Source organism: Armatimonadota bacterium (genome assembly GCA_013314775.1).
Lineage (GTDB): Bacteria > Armatimonadota > Zipacnadia > Zipacnadales > JABUFB01 > JABUFB01.
Map to the genome: position 1 here is coordinate 54,612 of JABUFB010000020.1, position 14,072 is coordinate 68,683.

A 14,072-nucleotide genomic window follows, 5' to 3' on the forward strand; every position below is an offset into this window, starting at 1 on the left:
AGAGACTACCCATGAGCCAGGCCAGACCGGGTATGGTAATCGCGAACCGATACCGGCTCGACGTCCTGATCGGCGAAGGTGGCATGTCCACCGTCTGGAGAGGTACCGACCTGTCTTTGGCGCGAGACGTCGCCATCAAGGTGCTGCGGGAGGAGATCGCGGGCCAGGCCGACGCCGTGAGCCGATTTCGCCGCGAAGCCCATGCCGCTGCGAAGCTGAACCACCCCAATATCGTTCAGATCTTCGACACCGGCATGGATGGTGACATCCATTTCATCGTCATGGAGTACCTGCCCGAGCCCGACCTGAAGAAGGTCATCAAGGGCTGGGCGCCGCTCCCCGAAGAGCGCGGTGTGGCGGTTGCCATCGAGTGCTGTCGAGCGCTGGCTTATGCCCATCGAAACGGCATTGTCCACCGCGACGTCAAACCGCACAACATTCTGTTTACCGACGAAGGCCGCGTGAAGCTATCGGACTTCGGCATCGCCGCCGCCCTGGGCGCGCCGGGATCCGATTCCGAGGGCTTTGTGCTGGGGTCGGCACACTATATCTCTCCGGAGCAGGTCCAGGGCAGCCCTGCAGGACCGCATTCCGACCTGTACTCCCTGGGTTGCGTGTTGTATGAGGCTCTGACGGCACGCACACCCTTCAGTGGCGTCTCGGATGCAGAGATTGCCTCCCGCCGCCTGCGTGAGCGTCCCACGCCCATTCGCACACTCAACCCGGCTATCTCGCCGGCCGTTGAGTTCATCATCAACAAGGCCATGGCCCGGGACGTTGCTCAGCGGTACCGCAGCGCCGACGAGATGCTGGCGGATCTCGTCAAGCTCTCCGGAGGTGGCGAATTCGAGCGCACCGGCGTCCTCGTTTCCCCCGATGCGGCCACGACGCGCCTTGAGCCGGATCTGTCTATCTCTCCCCCGGGGGTGCGCTCGGGCAACATACGGGAGCGTTTTGCGGCAGGATCCGGCGAGGATGAAGCCCCAACGGTTCGTCCCCCGCGCAGCGCGCCGGTGGTGCGGCCTCAGCAGGCGAAGCCGACGCCAATCGGGCCCATGGTCGCAATCGGGGTCGTTGCCGCGCTTGTACTGCTTCTCGTGGTCTGGTTGCTGAAGCTCGCATTTTACTCCGGCGATGCGGGGCCAAAGGTGCAGGTGCCCATGGTCAAGGGCAAAGAGCGGGCCGAGGCGCGAGCGATCCTGGAAGCCAATCACCTCGTCGAGGGGGTCGTGACCACCGAGGAAGACCCGATGCAGCCCGAGGGCGTTGTTATACACCAGAGCCCGGCGGAAGGCTCCACGGTGGAGGCGGGGACCCCAGTCGACCTGGTGGTCAACCGGGGCACGGAGATGGTGGTCACGGTTTCAGTTGAGGGGCGGACCCTGGAGGAGGCCAACGAAGTGCTGGAACGCGCCGGCCTCAGCCTGGGCGAGGTCTCACACATCTACCATGCAACGGTCCCGACGGGCATCGTTGTCAAGCAAAGCATCAAGCCCGGCACCAAGGTTGAGCGACGCACGGAGATTGACTTGACCGTAAGCAAGGGGCCCGAGCCCCAGACCACTACCGAACCTCCGCCAGGCGGCCAAACTGGCGCCGTAGAGGTGGTCGAGCCTGAAGTCCAACTGACCCAGGACACCAAGTACATCCCCAACACTCCCGGGGAGCGCAGGTGGCAAGTCACCGTCACTGTGCAGGGCCGTGAGTTGGGGCAAGATATTCAGGTGGTCAAACAGGATGACAGCGGGGCGCGCGTGGTCGTGTTGTCTGAGAAGCTGAACCCCAGCGAGACTTACAAGGTCCCGGTGGTGACTGAGGGTGCGGCGATCATCGAGGTCATCCACAACGGGCGCGTTGTGTTCCGCCAGGAAGAACCAGCACCCGCCGGGTCTTCGAAGACCCAAGACGAGCCGTCAGGCGAGGAGATCATGCCTGACGAGTAGGGGAACCACATCCCTGCCGGACCTGTCTAAGACCTGTGCAGCGGAGGAATACAGCAGGAGGAACCTCATGTCCCGCATTTTCGCAGCAACCGGTGCATTCATCATTGCACTGTTATTGGTATCTTCGGGAGCTTTCGCGGCTGCCGGGGTCGTCGCCGGTGCTACCAACATCGCTGCCGCGGCCAACGGCGGCGTGATCGTGGCTGTCTCGGACCAGGCCAAGGACGCTAACGGTCAGATCATGCCCAATTGGCAGGCCGCGAACGCCATCGACGGCCTTTATGTGGTAGGCAACCACACCCCCCCGAACTCGTACGGCTGGTCCACCGACACTCCACCGTCCCCCGGAAAGCCCCACTGGATCGTGATCGCGTTCGGCAAGGAACACAAGACCCGCCTGATTAGCCGGGTGGTCATTGATCCAACGACCGACGACCCGCTTTACATCGGCCGCTGGGTGAAGAACATCGAGATCCAGGTCTCCAGCACCGACAAGGATGGGCCTTACAAGTCGGTTGGGCGGTACCTTGTCGTCAACAAACCGATCAAACAGGCCTTTGACTTCCCACCCGTAGAATGCCGCTACCTTCGCATTCTCATTCACGACAACCACGGCTCCGACCGCTGCGTGGAGCTTGGGGAGATCGAGGTCTACGAGGCGATCGTTGGCGAGAACCAGCTTGAGGAGATGATCCTGCGCCTGGAGAACCTGCTGCAGGACCTCAAGCGCTATCGAGACGCTCGCAGTTATGAGCAGCAGAAAGCTACCCTTGAGGCGGTGACCCGCAAGGAAGAGCCTGCTCCCGCTCCGGCGCCTGTTGAACCCGCCGCCTCCGGGCAATAGCGGCAGGATGGTCCGTTGACAAGCGAAACGGCCAGGTCATCCGCGCAGGATGCCTGGCCGTTGTCGTGTCTGCGACTGCTTCTCTTCAGGCCTGCTCCACTTCCCCTGCGGCCACAAGCTGCACCCCGAACTCAATCTCGATGTCCATTTCCAGCAGGCGTCGCCAGGGCAGCCTCAGCCGGCTCTCCTCCAGCTCTGCCAGTACCAGTGCTGTCTGCTCCTCGCCATCGTGACCGGTGCCCAGTACCACACATTGCCTGCCGAGGAACTGGTCAATCCACAGGTCGCTGACGGCCCTGGTCAGTTCGTCGCGCATCATCGCTTCGGCCTGCTGGTACCCGCGGGACAGGTCGAGAAGGCCGCTTCGTAGTCCCTCACTGATGTGCTCCAGTATGCGTGGTCGGACCCGGGCCTGGTAAAGCCAGTCATCGGACAGACGCTGGACGAGAAGACGAATATGTGCCTTCTCCGACGCGATCAGCGAGTCCAGAAGGGCCAGGTATCGCAAAGGCGGCATGTCCCCCACCGCGCGCACCAGATCGAACGCGCCCTTGTCTTGGAGCGAGATGACCCGCAGGGCACCGTGCGCCAGGGCCGAGCCGATGGCGTTGCTGGCCGAGTTCCAGCCCGCGTAAGTGAGCAATGAGGGCAGGCTGGGAGTCGCCGAGATCAGCTCCTGCACGAAAACGTCGTCCGCGCCCGACCCGAAGGCAATGTCGCACACCGCTAGACCCCGGCCACGAGATATCTCCATCGCGTCGTCGATGAACTTTCGAGCGACGCTGCGGTGGTTGGTCGCCACCGCCTGGTCCTGCAGTGCTTCGCGGTCGTATTTCGCGGGCGGGTTCACCGCGAGCACAATGTCGGCTTTGCGCGAACCAGACGAAGCTTCGCGCGCGCCGATGAGCGAGATCTGCTCGCGGATCGATTGCATGAACGGCCTGTCCTCCGAGGGCGGAACGATGCTGCGCGTGGCGCCAGAGGGCAGACACAAGCGGACGGAGGGGACCTTCTCCATGTGGCTGTGGACGAACCGGGCCAGCAGGCACATGCCAATCTGGTCCACGCCCATGACCGTCATGGTGCGGTCCGACACCCCCAGTTCATTTGCCATGGCGGCAATTTCAGCCTGCTCGTGCCGGTGCACCCCGCCCTCGGCCGCGGCGTCCTGGGCATACACCAGAAAATCGAGATGCCGGGCGGCCAGGTTGTGCAAGAGGCGCAGATTCACTTCGTGGTTGCGCTTGCGCACCGCCAGGTACTCGCCCAGCACCGCTGCGGGGATCTCCCTCTGGATCGCTGCGAGCCGGCGCGACACGTGCTCAGACCCGGACTCGCCCATGTCACCGGCGAGGATGGAGTATTGTCGCAGTGCGGAGACATACTGGGCCGCCTCGTCCGAGACGGTGGTGGAGCCGAGGCGCATGATTGTCGAAAAGCCATAGATGGACGCGTCCGGACAAGCTTCCCGCAAATCCGCCAGGATGTTGAGGCGCTCCAGGGCAAGCTGGGTGCGCGTCCCAGGCGAACACGAGGCCACCAGGCCGCCATAGGCAAGCATGTCCAGACTCAGAATGCAGCAGTCCACCCCGGACTCGCAGTGCGTGCGGATCCAGTCAGCGATCTCGTCGGGCTTCCCCGGATTGCGGAAACACCCCAGCATCTCGGCTGGGGGAGTAACCATCTCGTAGTCAACCATCTGTGCCAGGAGTCGGGGAGCTTTCTGGTTGTACGGCCTGTCATCAAGAGGAACGTACAGCACGCGGTGGAGTCGGTGTCTCAGCGTCACGGCAATACCTCCCTGCGACTTTCCCGGAAGGCTTTCGCCTCAATGCACACAGGGCCGGCGCGGAACACGCCCCCTACAGGCTCTCTTCCAAGGGTGGCACGCCGTTCTCCGGCAGGACTGCTTCCCAGAACCGCTGTTCGCCGTACAAGGGCGTGGACTGAATCACCCAGCGCTCGCGTTCCAGCGGGTCAGCCAGCAATTGAGCCAGGTCCGCGAAGCTGAGCACCCATATTTCGGCCTTCAGGCCCAAGGACTCGCAACGCACCGCGAACTTGCGTTCGAGCCCGGCGCGCGCGTAACTCTCGGCCAGCAGGACAATGCGTTCAACATTCCCGGTTTGCTGCAGTGCGAGCGCCTCGAGGCCCTCGGTGGGCATGTCAGGAACAACGTCTCGCAGCGCCGAAAAGGCCTGAGTCCGGCTGTCGCAGATGCCGTCTACCGGGACCCGTTCTTGCAGCGCCAGGAGGGACAGCCACAAGTGGGCCGCGGTTCCCGCCTTGAGCCTGCAGAGCACCTCCCGGCCCTGTTTTGCCAACTCGATCGCGCCCTGTTTCGCCAGCGCCCGGACGTGCTTGTGGGTGGGCTGATAAGACAAATCAATATTCTGAGCGATGCATAGAATGGACACCGGCGCGCTGTAAGCGCGCTTCAGGTATCCGATGATCTGCAGGGCGGATTCGTACCGCAAGCCGAGCCCTCGAGAGCCGCGTTTGTGTCTCCGGCGGACCTGTTCTTACGCGCCGAACTTGGCCTGGCGCCCAGCATAGCTCAGCAGGATGCGCATGACGTCTTCGCCCGTGATGTGGCCGACGGACCCCGCCGCCGCTGGGCGCTCACCATAGGTAGTCACGCCGTCAGGACGCACGCCGTATCCGCAGAAGGCCACCGGGATGCCGTCGCCGGAGTGATCCATGAGGCTGCAGGGGGTGCAGTGGTCTGCCCCTATCATCATCACGGTGTTGTTCCAGTCCAGCTTCTCCAGTAGATAGCCGACGGCTCGATCAACCTTTTCGACTGCAGCGATCTTCGCTTCAGGGTTCCCGTCATGTCCGCCGAGGTCAGGGGCCTTGATGTTGGCCAGCACGAAATCATGGTCGGCGAGAGCGGCTTCGACGGCCTTCGCGATGGCCATCTCGTCAGTGTCCGCGCCACCGGTAGCGCCGGGGACGTCCATGACGTTCATCGCGAGGTATTCGCCGAGCCCTCGCACCAGGTCAACTTCCACGATCATCGCACCATGCAGGTGGTAGCGGGCTTCGAAGCTCCCCAGTTCCACCGCAGTTCCGACTCCCCGGGGAAGGGCAGCGTTGGCGGGAGGCAGGCCCTCTTCGCGGCGCTTCTTGTTGACGGGGTGATTGTCCAGGATCTCGAAGGAGCGGGCCACGAACTCATTGACGATGCGCGCGGTGCGGATGGCGTCCGGGTCATCCGCGGCCTCGGGCAGGGGCTTGCACTCGTAGTAAGCCACATTCTCAACATGTGGGTCGACTTCGCCGATCCGGTGGTCGAGATTCTCGCCCCGCAGGACAAGGGCGGCCCGATGCTCCACGGACTCCTTGAAGATGACCTCCACGCCCTCAATACCGTCCTTCAGGCCCTCCATGACCGCCTGAGCAAGCTCGTGGGTGCCGGACTTGATGCGTCCGGCACGGCGGTCGGTAACGATCCCGTTCTCCACGGTGGAGAAATTGCAGCGGAAGGCCAGGTCGCCAGGCCGAACGTCAATGCCCACACCTTTGGCTTCGAAGGGTCCTCGACCGCGGTACTGGGTGAAGGGGTCGTACCCCAGGATCGCCATATGGGCGGTATCGCTGCCCACCGGAATGCCGAACCCGGCGGGATGGAGATACCCGGATTCACCACGGGCAGCGACTGCATCCAGCGCCGGCGTATTGGCAGCCTCGATGGTGGTCTTGCCACCCAGGGACTCAACGGGACGGCCACCCATGCCATCGCCGAGAAAGATCAGCACCTTGCAGTTGGAGGACATCAGGTACTCCTTTCGATACTGGAAGAAACGCGCGACGCGGGGCACGAGGCACCCGTCGCGCGCGGTCGTTCGCCGGAATCGCTCATTGTCGGGCAAGCGCGATTCTAATTTACGCAGGAATCCAAGTCAAGCTGCGCGCCCACGGGGTCAGGAGCACCGGTTCTGTGGGATGCGCGCCGACTGAGGCCGAATTCACGGTCAGCGTGCCCTTTGCCCTGCGCCGTTGCTGGACAGCCCGCGGAGCGACGGAGAGCCGGTAGCCGGAGGCGGAAGCCCCAAGATTCACGCCCCGAGATGGGCCTTGAGCCATCATACTCCAATCAGTGCTGTCGCCCCCGTTGGGGGCTCAGGCCACTTTATGGGCACGATTCCACGGGTTCCGTTCCGCTTCGCTCCACTCCACACGTGGCTATGAGCTGCCGCCCGCTTCGCGGGCTGTGAGGCAAAAGGCCCACCAGCGAGTTCCCAGGTCAGCGGAAATCATTCCAGATACGGCGAGCGCCTGATTTCGCCAGACCGTGATACCCCCGGCCGGCTGAGCCCGTACCAGACAGAGAAGGCACCTGGTTCCGGTAGGTCCAGACGCGCTCGGAACAGAGATCAAATGTGCGCAGATGCGTGCCAGACCCAAATGTACCCCGCCGCGTGGACATTGTCCGGCGCAACCGCGGGCTGTGCTGTAACGAAACAGGGGGCCGGGACCCGAGTTCGAGACTCAGCCGAACTCGGTGCCTGTACCCGAATCGCGCAACTACCGGAGATCATCGCCGACCGCGACGGTCGGCCTACGCGGCCCGGGTTACTCAAATACAAGCCATCCGCGGCTCAGTGGGTCGGCGTGGGCACCCACGCTGGGGAACCAGGCGGAGATTTCGGGGTCCTTGCCTTGAACATTCCGCACCAGGTCCAAGCGGAGCATGGGGTGGTCTGCGGGTCTGCAGTTGAACTGCGTGAGTGGCAGGCGAAGTTCGGCGGTCCACCGATCGGGGCTGACCTTGGTCGCCCAACTACAATCGAAATTGGCGGACAGCCGCTCCTGATAGGACTGCTGGTCGCTCAGGCCCCACTGGTCGAAGAACGCGCCGGCTGCGTTGACGATGAATTGCACATAGGGGAACTCACTCATGCCGGGGTTGATGAACAGCTCCACTGAGTCGTCGCGCCAGGTCCGGCCGTCGCGCGGCGCCGCATCGGTAACCAGCGCTGAGGTGTCCTGGGCACAGTCCAGGGCTACATAGAGATTGGCCCCATCGTGCAAGACCCGCGCTCTTGTCTCGTATCGAGACGGAGTGGTCTCGCCCCATTTTGCGAACCCACTGACCACATCGCCGTCCTGCCAGACTGCATCGCTGAGATCGCCGTCGATCGCAGGCGGCGTTTGGACGCGCCCGGCGCGCACCACTTTGAGGGCCATGGCGCGGATATCCGCCACTGTGGCCTGATAGTTGTCTGATCCACCCGCACCGAAGACATCATCGACCCGCGCGCTTATCCGCCGCCGGATCTCCCCCGCATCGGTCATTGCGGTTCGCTGGGCCTCACGGACAACCTCTTCTGCGATTTTCGCAGCACTCCAGCGCTTGGCATTCGTGGTGGCTCCGGCTTTCAGGGGGGCAATCCACCCCTGTTGCGGCGGGTGGAAGGCAATTGGATCGTCCCCCACCTTCTCCTTCATGTAGGCGTCAACGTCCGTGGTGGCCACCTTCTCGGCCATCTTGCGCACCGCCGCAGCCACTTTTTCGACCGGCGCCCCGCGGTCGATGAGGTCCTGAATCTCGCGCGCTGCCCAGTAGCCACCCCCCAGGAGAAGCGTGACATCCCAGGTCTTGCGAAAGAATCGGATCCGCTCGCGCACCAGCTCCGACCGGGCAAGCTCTGCCGCCTGATCCAGATAACGCGTACACTCCTCCATGACCGCCGGCGGGAAGATCTCGAACTGCTTCGGGTCCGCGGCGAGGCGGTATGCCCAGTGTCCGCGCCCCGTTTTCTGTTCGTTCCAGGCCCGCTCACACCGTGCGAAGTACCGCTTCATGGGCTCTGCGGCTTCCCGGAACATACGCTGATTCCAGTCGCTCTCAAGAGCTTCGATGTCCGTTTCAGGATCCCATAGCACCCGGGCCATGATATACAGTTTCGGACCGTCCAGGCCCCAGTTGGGATAGACTTCAGCGTAGAAACCCTTCACGCCATTGCGCACCGCGTGGCAAATGGCGCTCTGGAACAGGTGGCTGTAGATACGGGGGATGGCGAATCCCATGCCGTAAGCGTAGTCGTAGATGCCCATCTGACCGGCCACCCGGCCCCACCACTCCAGCAGCGCCTGGTCCTTCTTACGAAAAGCTGGGTCGCGGTAGTCGGCGCGATTACTGGTGAGGTACGGGATGATGTTCCGGTGAAGGCCAATGCGCTCGGGCGGGATAATATAAGTGGAGTACGCCAGGCAGCCCAGGAGCTTGTCCGGGTGGGTCTTCTCGAGCTCGGCGGCCACCTTGTTGAGCCAGGCGTAGTAGCGGTAGGAGTAAGAACCGTCGAAGCCCTCCCAGCGCGGTGCAGGCCGGTCCATAGCCCGGCAACCCTCACATTCGCACCAGCCCTGTCCGTCGTTGCAGCCATAGGAGAACGATTCCAGGTCCGGGTTCTGCTCAAACGCCTTGCGGGCCATGTCGGCCGCGTGCTTCACACTGCTTTCGGACGCGAAACACGGCTGCCAGCTGTGGTCGTCCGGGCCGGGCCGGTAGCGCTCCCCATTGCGCAGGGGAAACCATTCAGGGTGCGAGTCGTAGTCGCGCTCGGCGTCGAAGACATGCAGCAGGTTGTGGTGGAAGCGATAGCGGCCGTGGATTCGCTGCCGGAGGTTCCAGTCGCCGGCGTAGTGGGCCCCGCTCCAAAGTCGCGAGGCGATGGCCGGGTCATAGACACGGCGCCCGGTCGGAACGGTCAGGGAATCGTGGGTGGGCACGTCCTCACCCAGCGGGCCGGGTATGAGCCAGCGGACACCCACGGCATCTTCGAGGAACTGGCAGACCGCCCAGTAGGTGGACCATGGCCTCGGTCCGGCGAGGTACACATCCGTGGGCGTGACGTGGACCAGGTACGCATCGCGGTCCAGATCACGCAAGGCGCGGCGATCCTCGAAGGGCAGCGTTCCCGTCTCACCCACGTGGATCCGGGGGAGGCAGTCTTCGACGTTCTCCCGCTCCGAGACGGCCTGGAACTCGCGTCCGGTTGCCTGCTTCAGGTACGCGGCCAGGTCCTTCCAGGCCTTCTCCGCTTCGCCAGTGGCGTCGCGCTGGTAGACGATGACGGCCTGAGTATCGCCGTCAAGAACAGTGAAGGGCTGGGCGAGGGCCTGTCCGGTGATTGCCGCGACAGCGAGCGCGATCCATCTCATAGTGCGGTTCTCCCTGGTCCATGTGCCGTGAGTCTGGCCCGGGCCGCGAACGCCACCGCGAGCCAGGTCGGTGTTTGCGATGACTCTCTATTCGCCATCGGGGTGCGGAGTACATTCCCTTCCTTTGCAGCAGGTCAGCGCAGGAAACGCAGCCACAGGTATGCGCTGGCCATGAGCATGGTCACGAGAGTGAAAGGGATCCCGTACTTCATGAAGGAGACGAAGGTCACGGGATGCCGGGAACGGTCGGCGATTCCCGCCGCGACCAGGTTGGCTCCAGCGCCCACGAGTGTGAAGTTCCCGCCGAAACAGGCGCCGAGTGAAAGCGCCCACCACAGTGGGTAGACACACGGGGAGTGAGCGATCTCCACGAATGTCGCGGTCTCGGGCGACGGATGCAGCGCCAGGCCGATGTCGTAGATGACCGCGTTCATCATGGGGACGAGGGCGACATTGCCCATGATCGCGGCGCTGATCGCAGACAGCCAGAGGGTTCCCATGGTGAGAGTGAAGAGTTGTGCACCCGTCAGGCCGCCCGATACATCGCCCCCACAGGTGGAGTCGATCAGCGCGCGCGCTATCATGTCCACGACGCCCACCTCCGCAAGACCACTCACCATGATGAATAGCCCCAGGTAGAAGAAGATCGTCTGCCATTCCACTTCCCGCAGCGTTTCCTCGGCATCTCCCTTGCGCAGCAGCAATACGGCCGCCGCACCGCCCAGGGCGATGGTTGCAGGTTCAAGGCCTAGTGTGCCATGCAGGAAAAACCCCAGGAGCACCAGCGCAACCACGACCCCGCATCGGCGCAGGAAGACCGTCTCGGTGATGGCCCGCGACTCATCGAACTCCATGATCTCCTCCTGGGCTTCAGGGGAGACGTGCAGCCGATTTCGCAAACCGGCCGCGATGATCCCGACCAGGAGAACCAGTGACGCCAGCGCGATGGGACCATCCACCTTCACGAAGTCCATGAAGCTGAGCCGCGCGAAGGATCCGATCATGATATTGGGCGGGTCGCCGATGAGGGTCGCAGTGCCGCCGATGTTAGATGCAAGCACCACGAAGATGACGTACGGAGCCGCACCCACCTTCAGGCGCTCGCAGATAAGGATCGTGACGGGAACGAAGAGCAGCACGGTGGTCACGTTGTCAAGGAGCGCCGAAATCACGGCCGTGGCCACGCAGAGGTAGATCAGGATGAGCACCGGGTTCCCACGGGCCAGTTTCGCAGCGCGGATCGCAGTCCAGCCGAACACCCCGGTGCGCCGCAGTTCGTGAACGACGACCATCATCCCAATGAGCAGGAGGAGGGTGTTCCAGTCCGTGCCGGGCACGTCGTCGTGCCCGTGCAGGGCCGCGTGCTGGTCGATGATCCCCAGCAGCAGCATTGCGGCGGCGGCGGCCATCGCGACCTTCGTGCGGTGGATCCTCTCCGAAGCGATGATCGCGAAAGCGTACACGAAAATCGCCGTCGCAAGGGCCTGCCCGAAATCAAGCCCACCGGTGCGCCCCACGGCGTAGGTTCCGGAGCCAAGAACGGAGAGGGCAACGGCCCAGAATGTGCTGAAGGAGAATCGGCGCAGGAGGTAGATGGATAGGGGGATTGCTAGCGCGCCAAGCATGTATTCCAGTGTGGTCATAACATCATGTCCCGTCCACTGCGGGGCGAACGATGATTTCCATCAGATCGCGCCGACTGATAATACCCACAAGCTTCCCGTTCTCAACGACCGGACAACGACGGACGTGTTCGCGGACCATGATCTGGGCAACCTCGATGACTGGCTCGTCGGGTCCAACCGTCCGCAAGATTGCCCTGCGCATGGCCTGCCCCACGGTGACGCTGTCCAGGTCCACACTCTCCGGGCCCGGGAAACGGTCCTTCTTCGGCATGAAGCTCAGGTCCGTATTGCTCAGGTACTCCGGGATGGCCAGCCCGAGTATGTCGCTCTCGGTCAGCAGCCCGAGGATAGCCCCCTCGGGGCTTACCACGGGCAGGGCCGCATAGCCGGTATCCAGCATTATCTCGCCGGCCCGGCGCACCGACTCACCCGCTTCAATTGTGACCACGTCCGTCTTCATGATGTCTCGAGCGACCATGTGATCTCCTCTCGTTGCTCGGTGTTACGTCCGGACCGTTTCTTGCGCCGGAAACAGGGGGCGACCTACTCACCCATGTCCATTTTTCGCTCGGCCTGCGCGATCTCGCACCAGTCGCGCCGCAACACCTGGCTCAGCGAGCCTACCCGGTATGGCCGGTCGACGAACAGCGCCAGCGCGGCCGCCACGTACATCATCGAGAAAACCTGGTGCATCTCGTGGCCGGGCAGTCCCATGAAGGTTCCCCCGGGCAGTCGCTCGACCAGTGCCGGGGACAGCAACTGGCCGAAGAACAAGGCCATCAAGAAGATTGCCTCCGAAAGCGCGAGGCGTAGGTTGGCCAGCATCATGACTGCGAGGAGGCTCTGGGCGGCGGTCAGGAGGATCTCCTGCATCTGAGTGTTGTCCATTGGCATCGGCGGCGTCAGGCTGCCCGATGACAACGCGAAGGCGCCTGGGATCATGCCCACAAGTAAGGTCCACTGATTGAGTTTCGCCGACAACAGGCTCCCCAGCGCCAGGCTCGCACTGCCCCGCCAGGCGAACATGAGGGCCACCACGAATTCGGGCGCCTCAGACGCGATGGGCGCAAGCCATTGCACCAGCAGGAACTTGTTGATGCCGAACATCTCCCCGGTTCCCACGAGTCCCTCGCAGAATCGCTCCGCATTGAGAACAATCGCGGTGGCGGCGAAGATGAACAGAACAACGGTGGTGGCGCGGCGCCGCTTGATCGGCAGCGAGACCAGGTATTCCGCCGGACCGCACGCCTCACATTCGGTACACGGGCGTCGGGCGGCAAGCCACATGTAGGCGAGATACAGCCCGATGAAGACGACTCCGTCGAACCACGTCAGCGAGCCCTTGAGCGGAATAGTGAGGGCGTACACCGTGGCGACGCCCAGGAAGAAAAGCTCAAGCCGGCGCTCAGCCTCAATTCGCACGTCACGGCGTGAGCGCACGTAGAAAATGATGACGATCAGCGCCCAGGCCACACCGATGAGGAGCCGGTTGGCACCCGTCATGTTGGCGATTGCATAGTGGGAATAGTCACTGTCGGGGAACTTGCCGGCCTGCCAGGTGAAATACATGTCTACCGCGTATTCCGGAAGGACGGCGATCAGCGCCACCACCGCCAGCGCAAGTGCCTGGGAGACATCGGCCTGGGCAGCGTCGCACGCCCAAAGCAGCAGGAAGGAAGCAGCCAGGATCGCGATGCCGGCTACGAAGGCCTCCACATGCGGCGGGAATTCCAGGTGCTGCAGGGCGCTGTAGATACCGGGAACCGTCGCTGCTGCGGTGAAGATGATCAGGAGGATGCTTCGGAATGCAAAGCTGCGATCAGTCAACAGTCTGGGCCTCCAACCGCGCGGCACACAAAAGGCCACGCGCAATAATACGCGTGACCAAAGGTCTCACATCCGGGGGATCGTCCCGGGGAACGACCAGAAGGGATTTCCCTTCGTGTTGTTGGTCGTCCCACAGCACCACGTGCCGCCCTGCTACTCCCCTTCGGCCTCGACGTGCACAGTGTACCATACCGGGGCGGCGCCCTCAAGCCCGGATGCCGGCGCCGGGAACCAGATACCTGCGATATTGAAGGAGTTAGCACCCCACCTGGCGAATGATGTAGTTAGCAGCATGGGAGGCGACGGAAAGCTAATACACATCCGGAACCCCACAGGAGGAGATACACATGCGACGTGGCTTTACCCTGATTGAGCTGCTGGTCGTCATCGCGATCATCGCGATTCTGGCCGCGATACTCTTCCCGGTCTTCGCGCGCGCCAGAGAAAAAGCCCGGCAGGCAAGTTGCTCATCGAACCAGAAACAGATCGCATTGGGCATCCTGATGTACGGGCAGGACTACGACGAGGCGTTCCCCGGTTTCTACTACAAGGCAACCACGGCTGATTGGCCGCTGTTCATCTGGATTGACGCGGTCAAGCCCTACGTGAAGAATGAGCAGATCTTCCGCTGTCCCAGCGGCAATGACAGCACCCTCACCGGCC

10 protein-coding genes are annotated in these 14,072 nt (G+C 63.1%); 3 read left to right on the forward strand and 7 right to left on the reverse strand.

The genetic code is table 11. From position 1 onward, the window contains the following. The first annotated feature begins 11 nt into the window (after positions 1 to 11). Both pknB and HPY44_21120 read left to right on the forward strand, forming a co-directional pair. The gene (gene pknB / locus HPY44_21115) at positions 12 to 1,943 is read left to right on the forward strand and encodes a Stk1 family PASTA domain-containing Ser/Thr kinase (protein NSW58519.1); all 1,932 of its coding nucleotides are present in this window, start codon (positions 12 to 14) and stop codon (positions 1,941 to 1,943) included. A gap of 67 nt (positions 1,944 to 2,010) precedes the next feature. After that, positions 2,011 to 2,787, forward strand: a complete 777-nt coding sequence (locus HPY44_21120; protein NSW58520.1) for a discoidin domain-containing protein — start codon at positions 2,011 to 2,013, stop codon at positions 2,785 to 2,787. Positions 2,788 to 2,872: 85 nt separating this feature from the next. Here the strand turns inward: HPY44_21120 and HPY44_21125 are convergent, their stop codons facing one another. From HPY44_21125 to HPY44_21155, 7 genes are all read right to left on the reverse strand, one after another. Further along, the gene (locus HPY44_21125; GenBank protein NSW58521.1) at positions 2,873 to 4,576 is read right to left on the reverse strand and encodes a DUF4127 family protein; all 1,704 of its coding nucleotides are present in this window, start codon (positions 4,574 to 4,576) and stop codon (positions 2,873 to 2,875) included. Between the two features lie 73 nt (positions 4,577 to 4,649). After that, positions 4,650 to 5,264 carry a hypothetical protein gene (locus tag HPY44_21130; protein ID NSW58522.1) on the reverse strand — a complete coding sequence of 205 codons (615 nt, stop codon included), beginning with the start codon at positions 5,262 to 5,264 and terminating at the stop codon, positions 4,650 to 4,652. A 45-nt stretch (positions 5,265 to 5,309) separates the two neighbouring features. Continuing rightward, positions 5,310 to 6,566, reverse strand: a complete 1,257-nt coding sequence (locus HPY44_21135) for a 2,3-bisphosphoglycerate-independent phosphoglycerate mutase (GenBank protein NSW58523.1) — start codon at positions 6,564 to 6,566, stop codon at positions 5,310 to 5,312. Positions 6,567 to 7,365: 799 nt separating this feature from the next. After that, complete coding sequence (locus HPY44_21140; GenBank protein NSW58524.1) at positions 7,366 to 9,957, reverse strand: DUF4838 domain-containing protein; 2,592 nt, start codon at positions 9,955 to 9,957, stop codon at positions 7,366 to 7,368. A gap of 134 nt (positions 9,958 to 10,091) precedes the next feature. Next, a complete protein-coding gene (locus HPY44_21145) occupies positions 10,092 to 11,582 on the reverse strand; it encodes an ArsB/NhaD family transporter (GenBank protein ID NSW58525.1) in 1,491 nt (496 codons plus the stop codon). A 22-nt stretch (positions 11,583 to 11,604) separates the two neighbouring features. Further along, positions 11,605 to 12,060: a CBS domain-containing protein gene (locus HPY44_21150; protein ID NSW58526.1), complete on the reverse strand. Its 456-nt coding sequence runs from the start codon at positions 12,058 to 12,060 to the stop codon at positions 11,605 to 11,607. Positions 12,061 to 12,125: 65 nt separating this feature from the next. Then, positions 12,126 to 13,379, reverse strand: a complete 1,254-nt coding sequence (locus tag HPY44_21155) for a sodium:calcium antiporter (protein ID NSW58527.1) — start codon at positions 13,377 to 13,379, stop codon at positions 12,126 to 12,128. 377 nt (positions 13,380 to 13,756) lie between these two features. Between HPY44_21155 and HPY44_21160 the strand changes: the two genes are divergently transcribed. After that, a partial coding sequence (locus tag HPY44_21160; protein NSW58528.1) for a DUF1559 domain-containing protein occupies positions 13,757 to 14,072 on the forward strand: 316 nt, incomplete at its 3' end.

Bases quoted from the DNA above. Each gene is read 5' to 3' on its own strand.
- HPY44_21120 (NSW58520.1), top strand. From the start codon at position 2,011: ATGTCCCGCATTTTCGCAGCAACCGGTGCATTCATCATTGCACTGTTA.
- HPY44_21145 (NSW58525.1), bottom strand. From the start codon at position 11,582: ATGCTTGGCGCGCTAGCAATCCCCCTATCCATCTACCTCCTGCGCCGA.
- HPY44_21140 (NSW58524.1), bottom strand. From the start codon at position 9,957: ATGAGATGGATCGCGCTCGCTGTCGCGGCAATCACCGGACAGGCCCTC.
- HPY44_21150 (NSW58526.1), bottom strand. From the start codon at position 12,060: ATGGTCGCTCGAGACATCATGAAGACGGACGTGGTCACAATTGAAGCG.
- HPY44_21135 (NSW58523.1), bottom strand. From the start codon at position 6,566: ATGTCCTCCAACTGCAAGGTGCTGATCTTTCTCGGCGATGGCATGGGT.
- pknB (NSW58519.1), top strand. From the start codon at position 12: ATGAGCCAGGCCAGACCGGGTATGGTAATCGCGAACCGATACCGGCTC.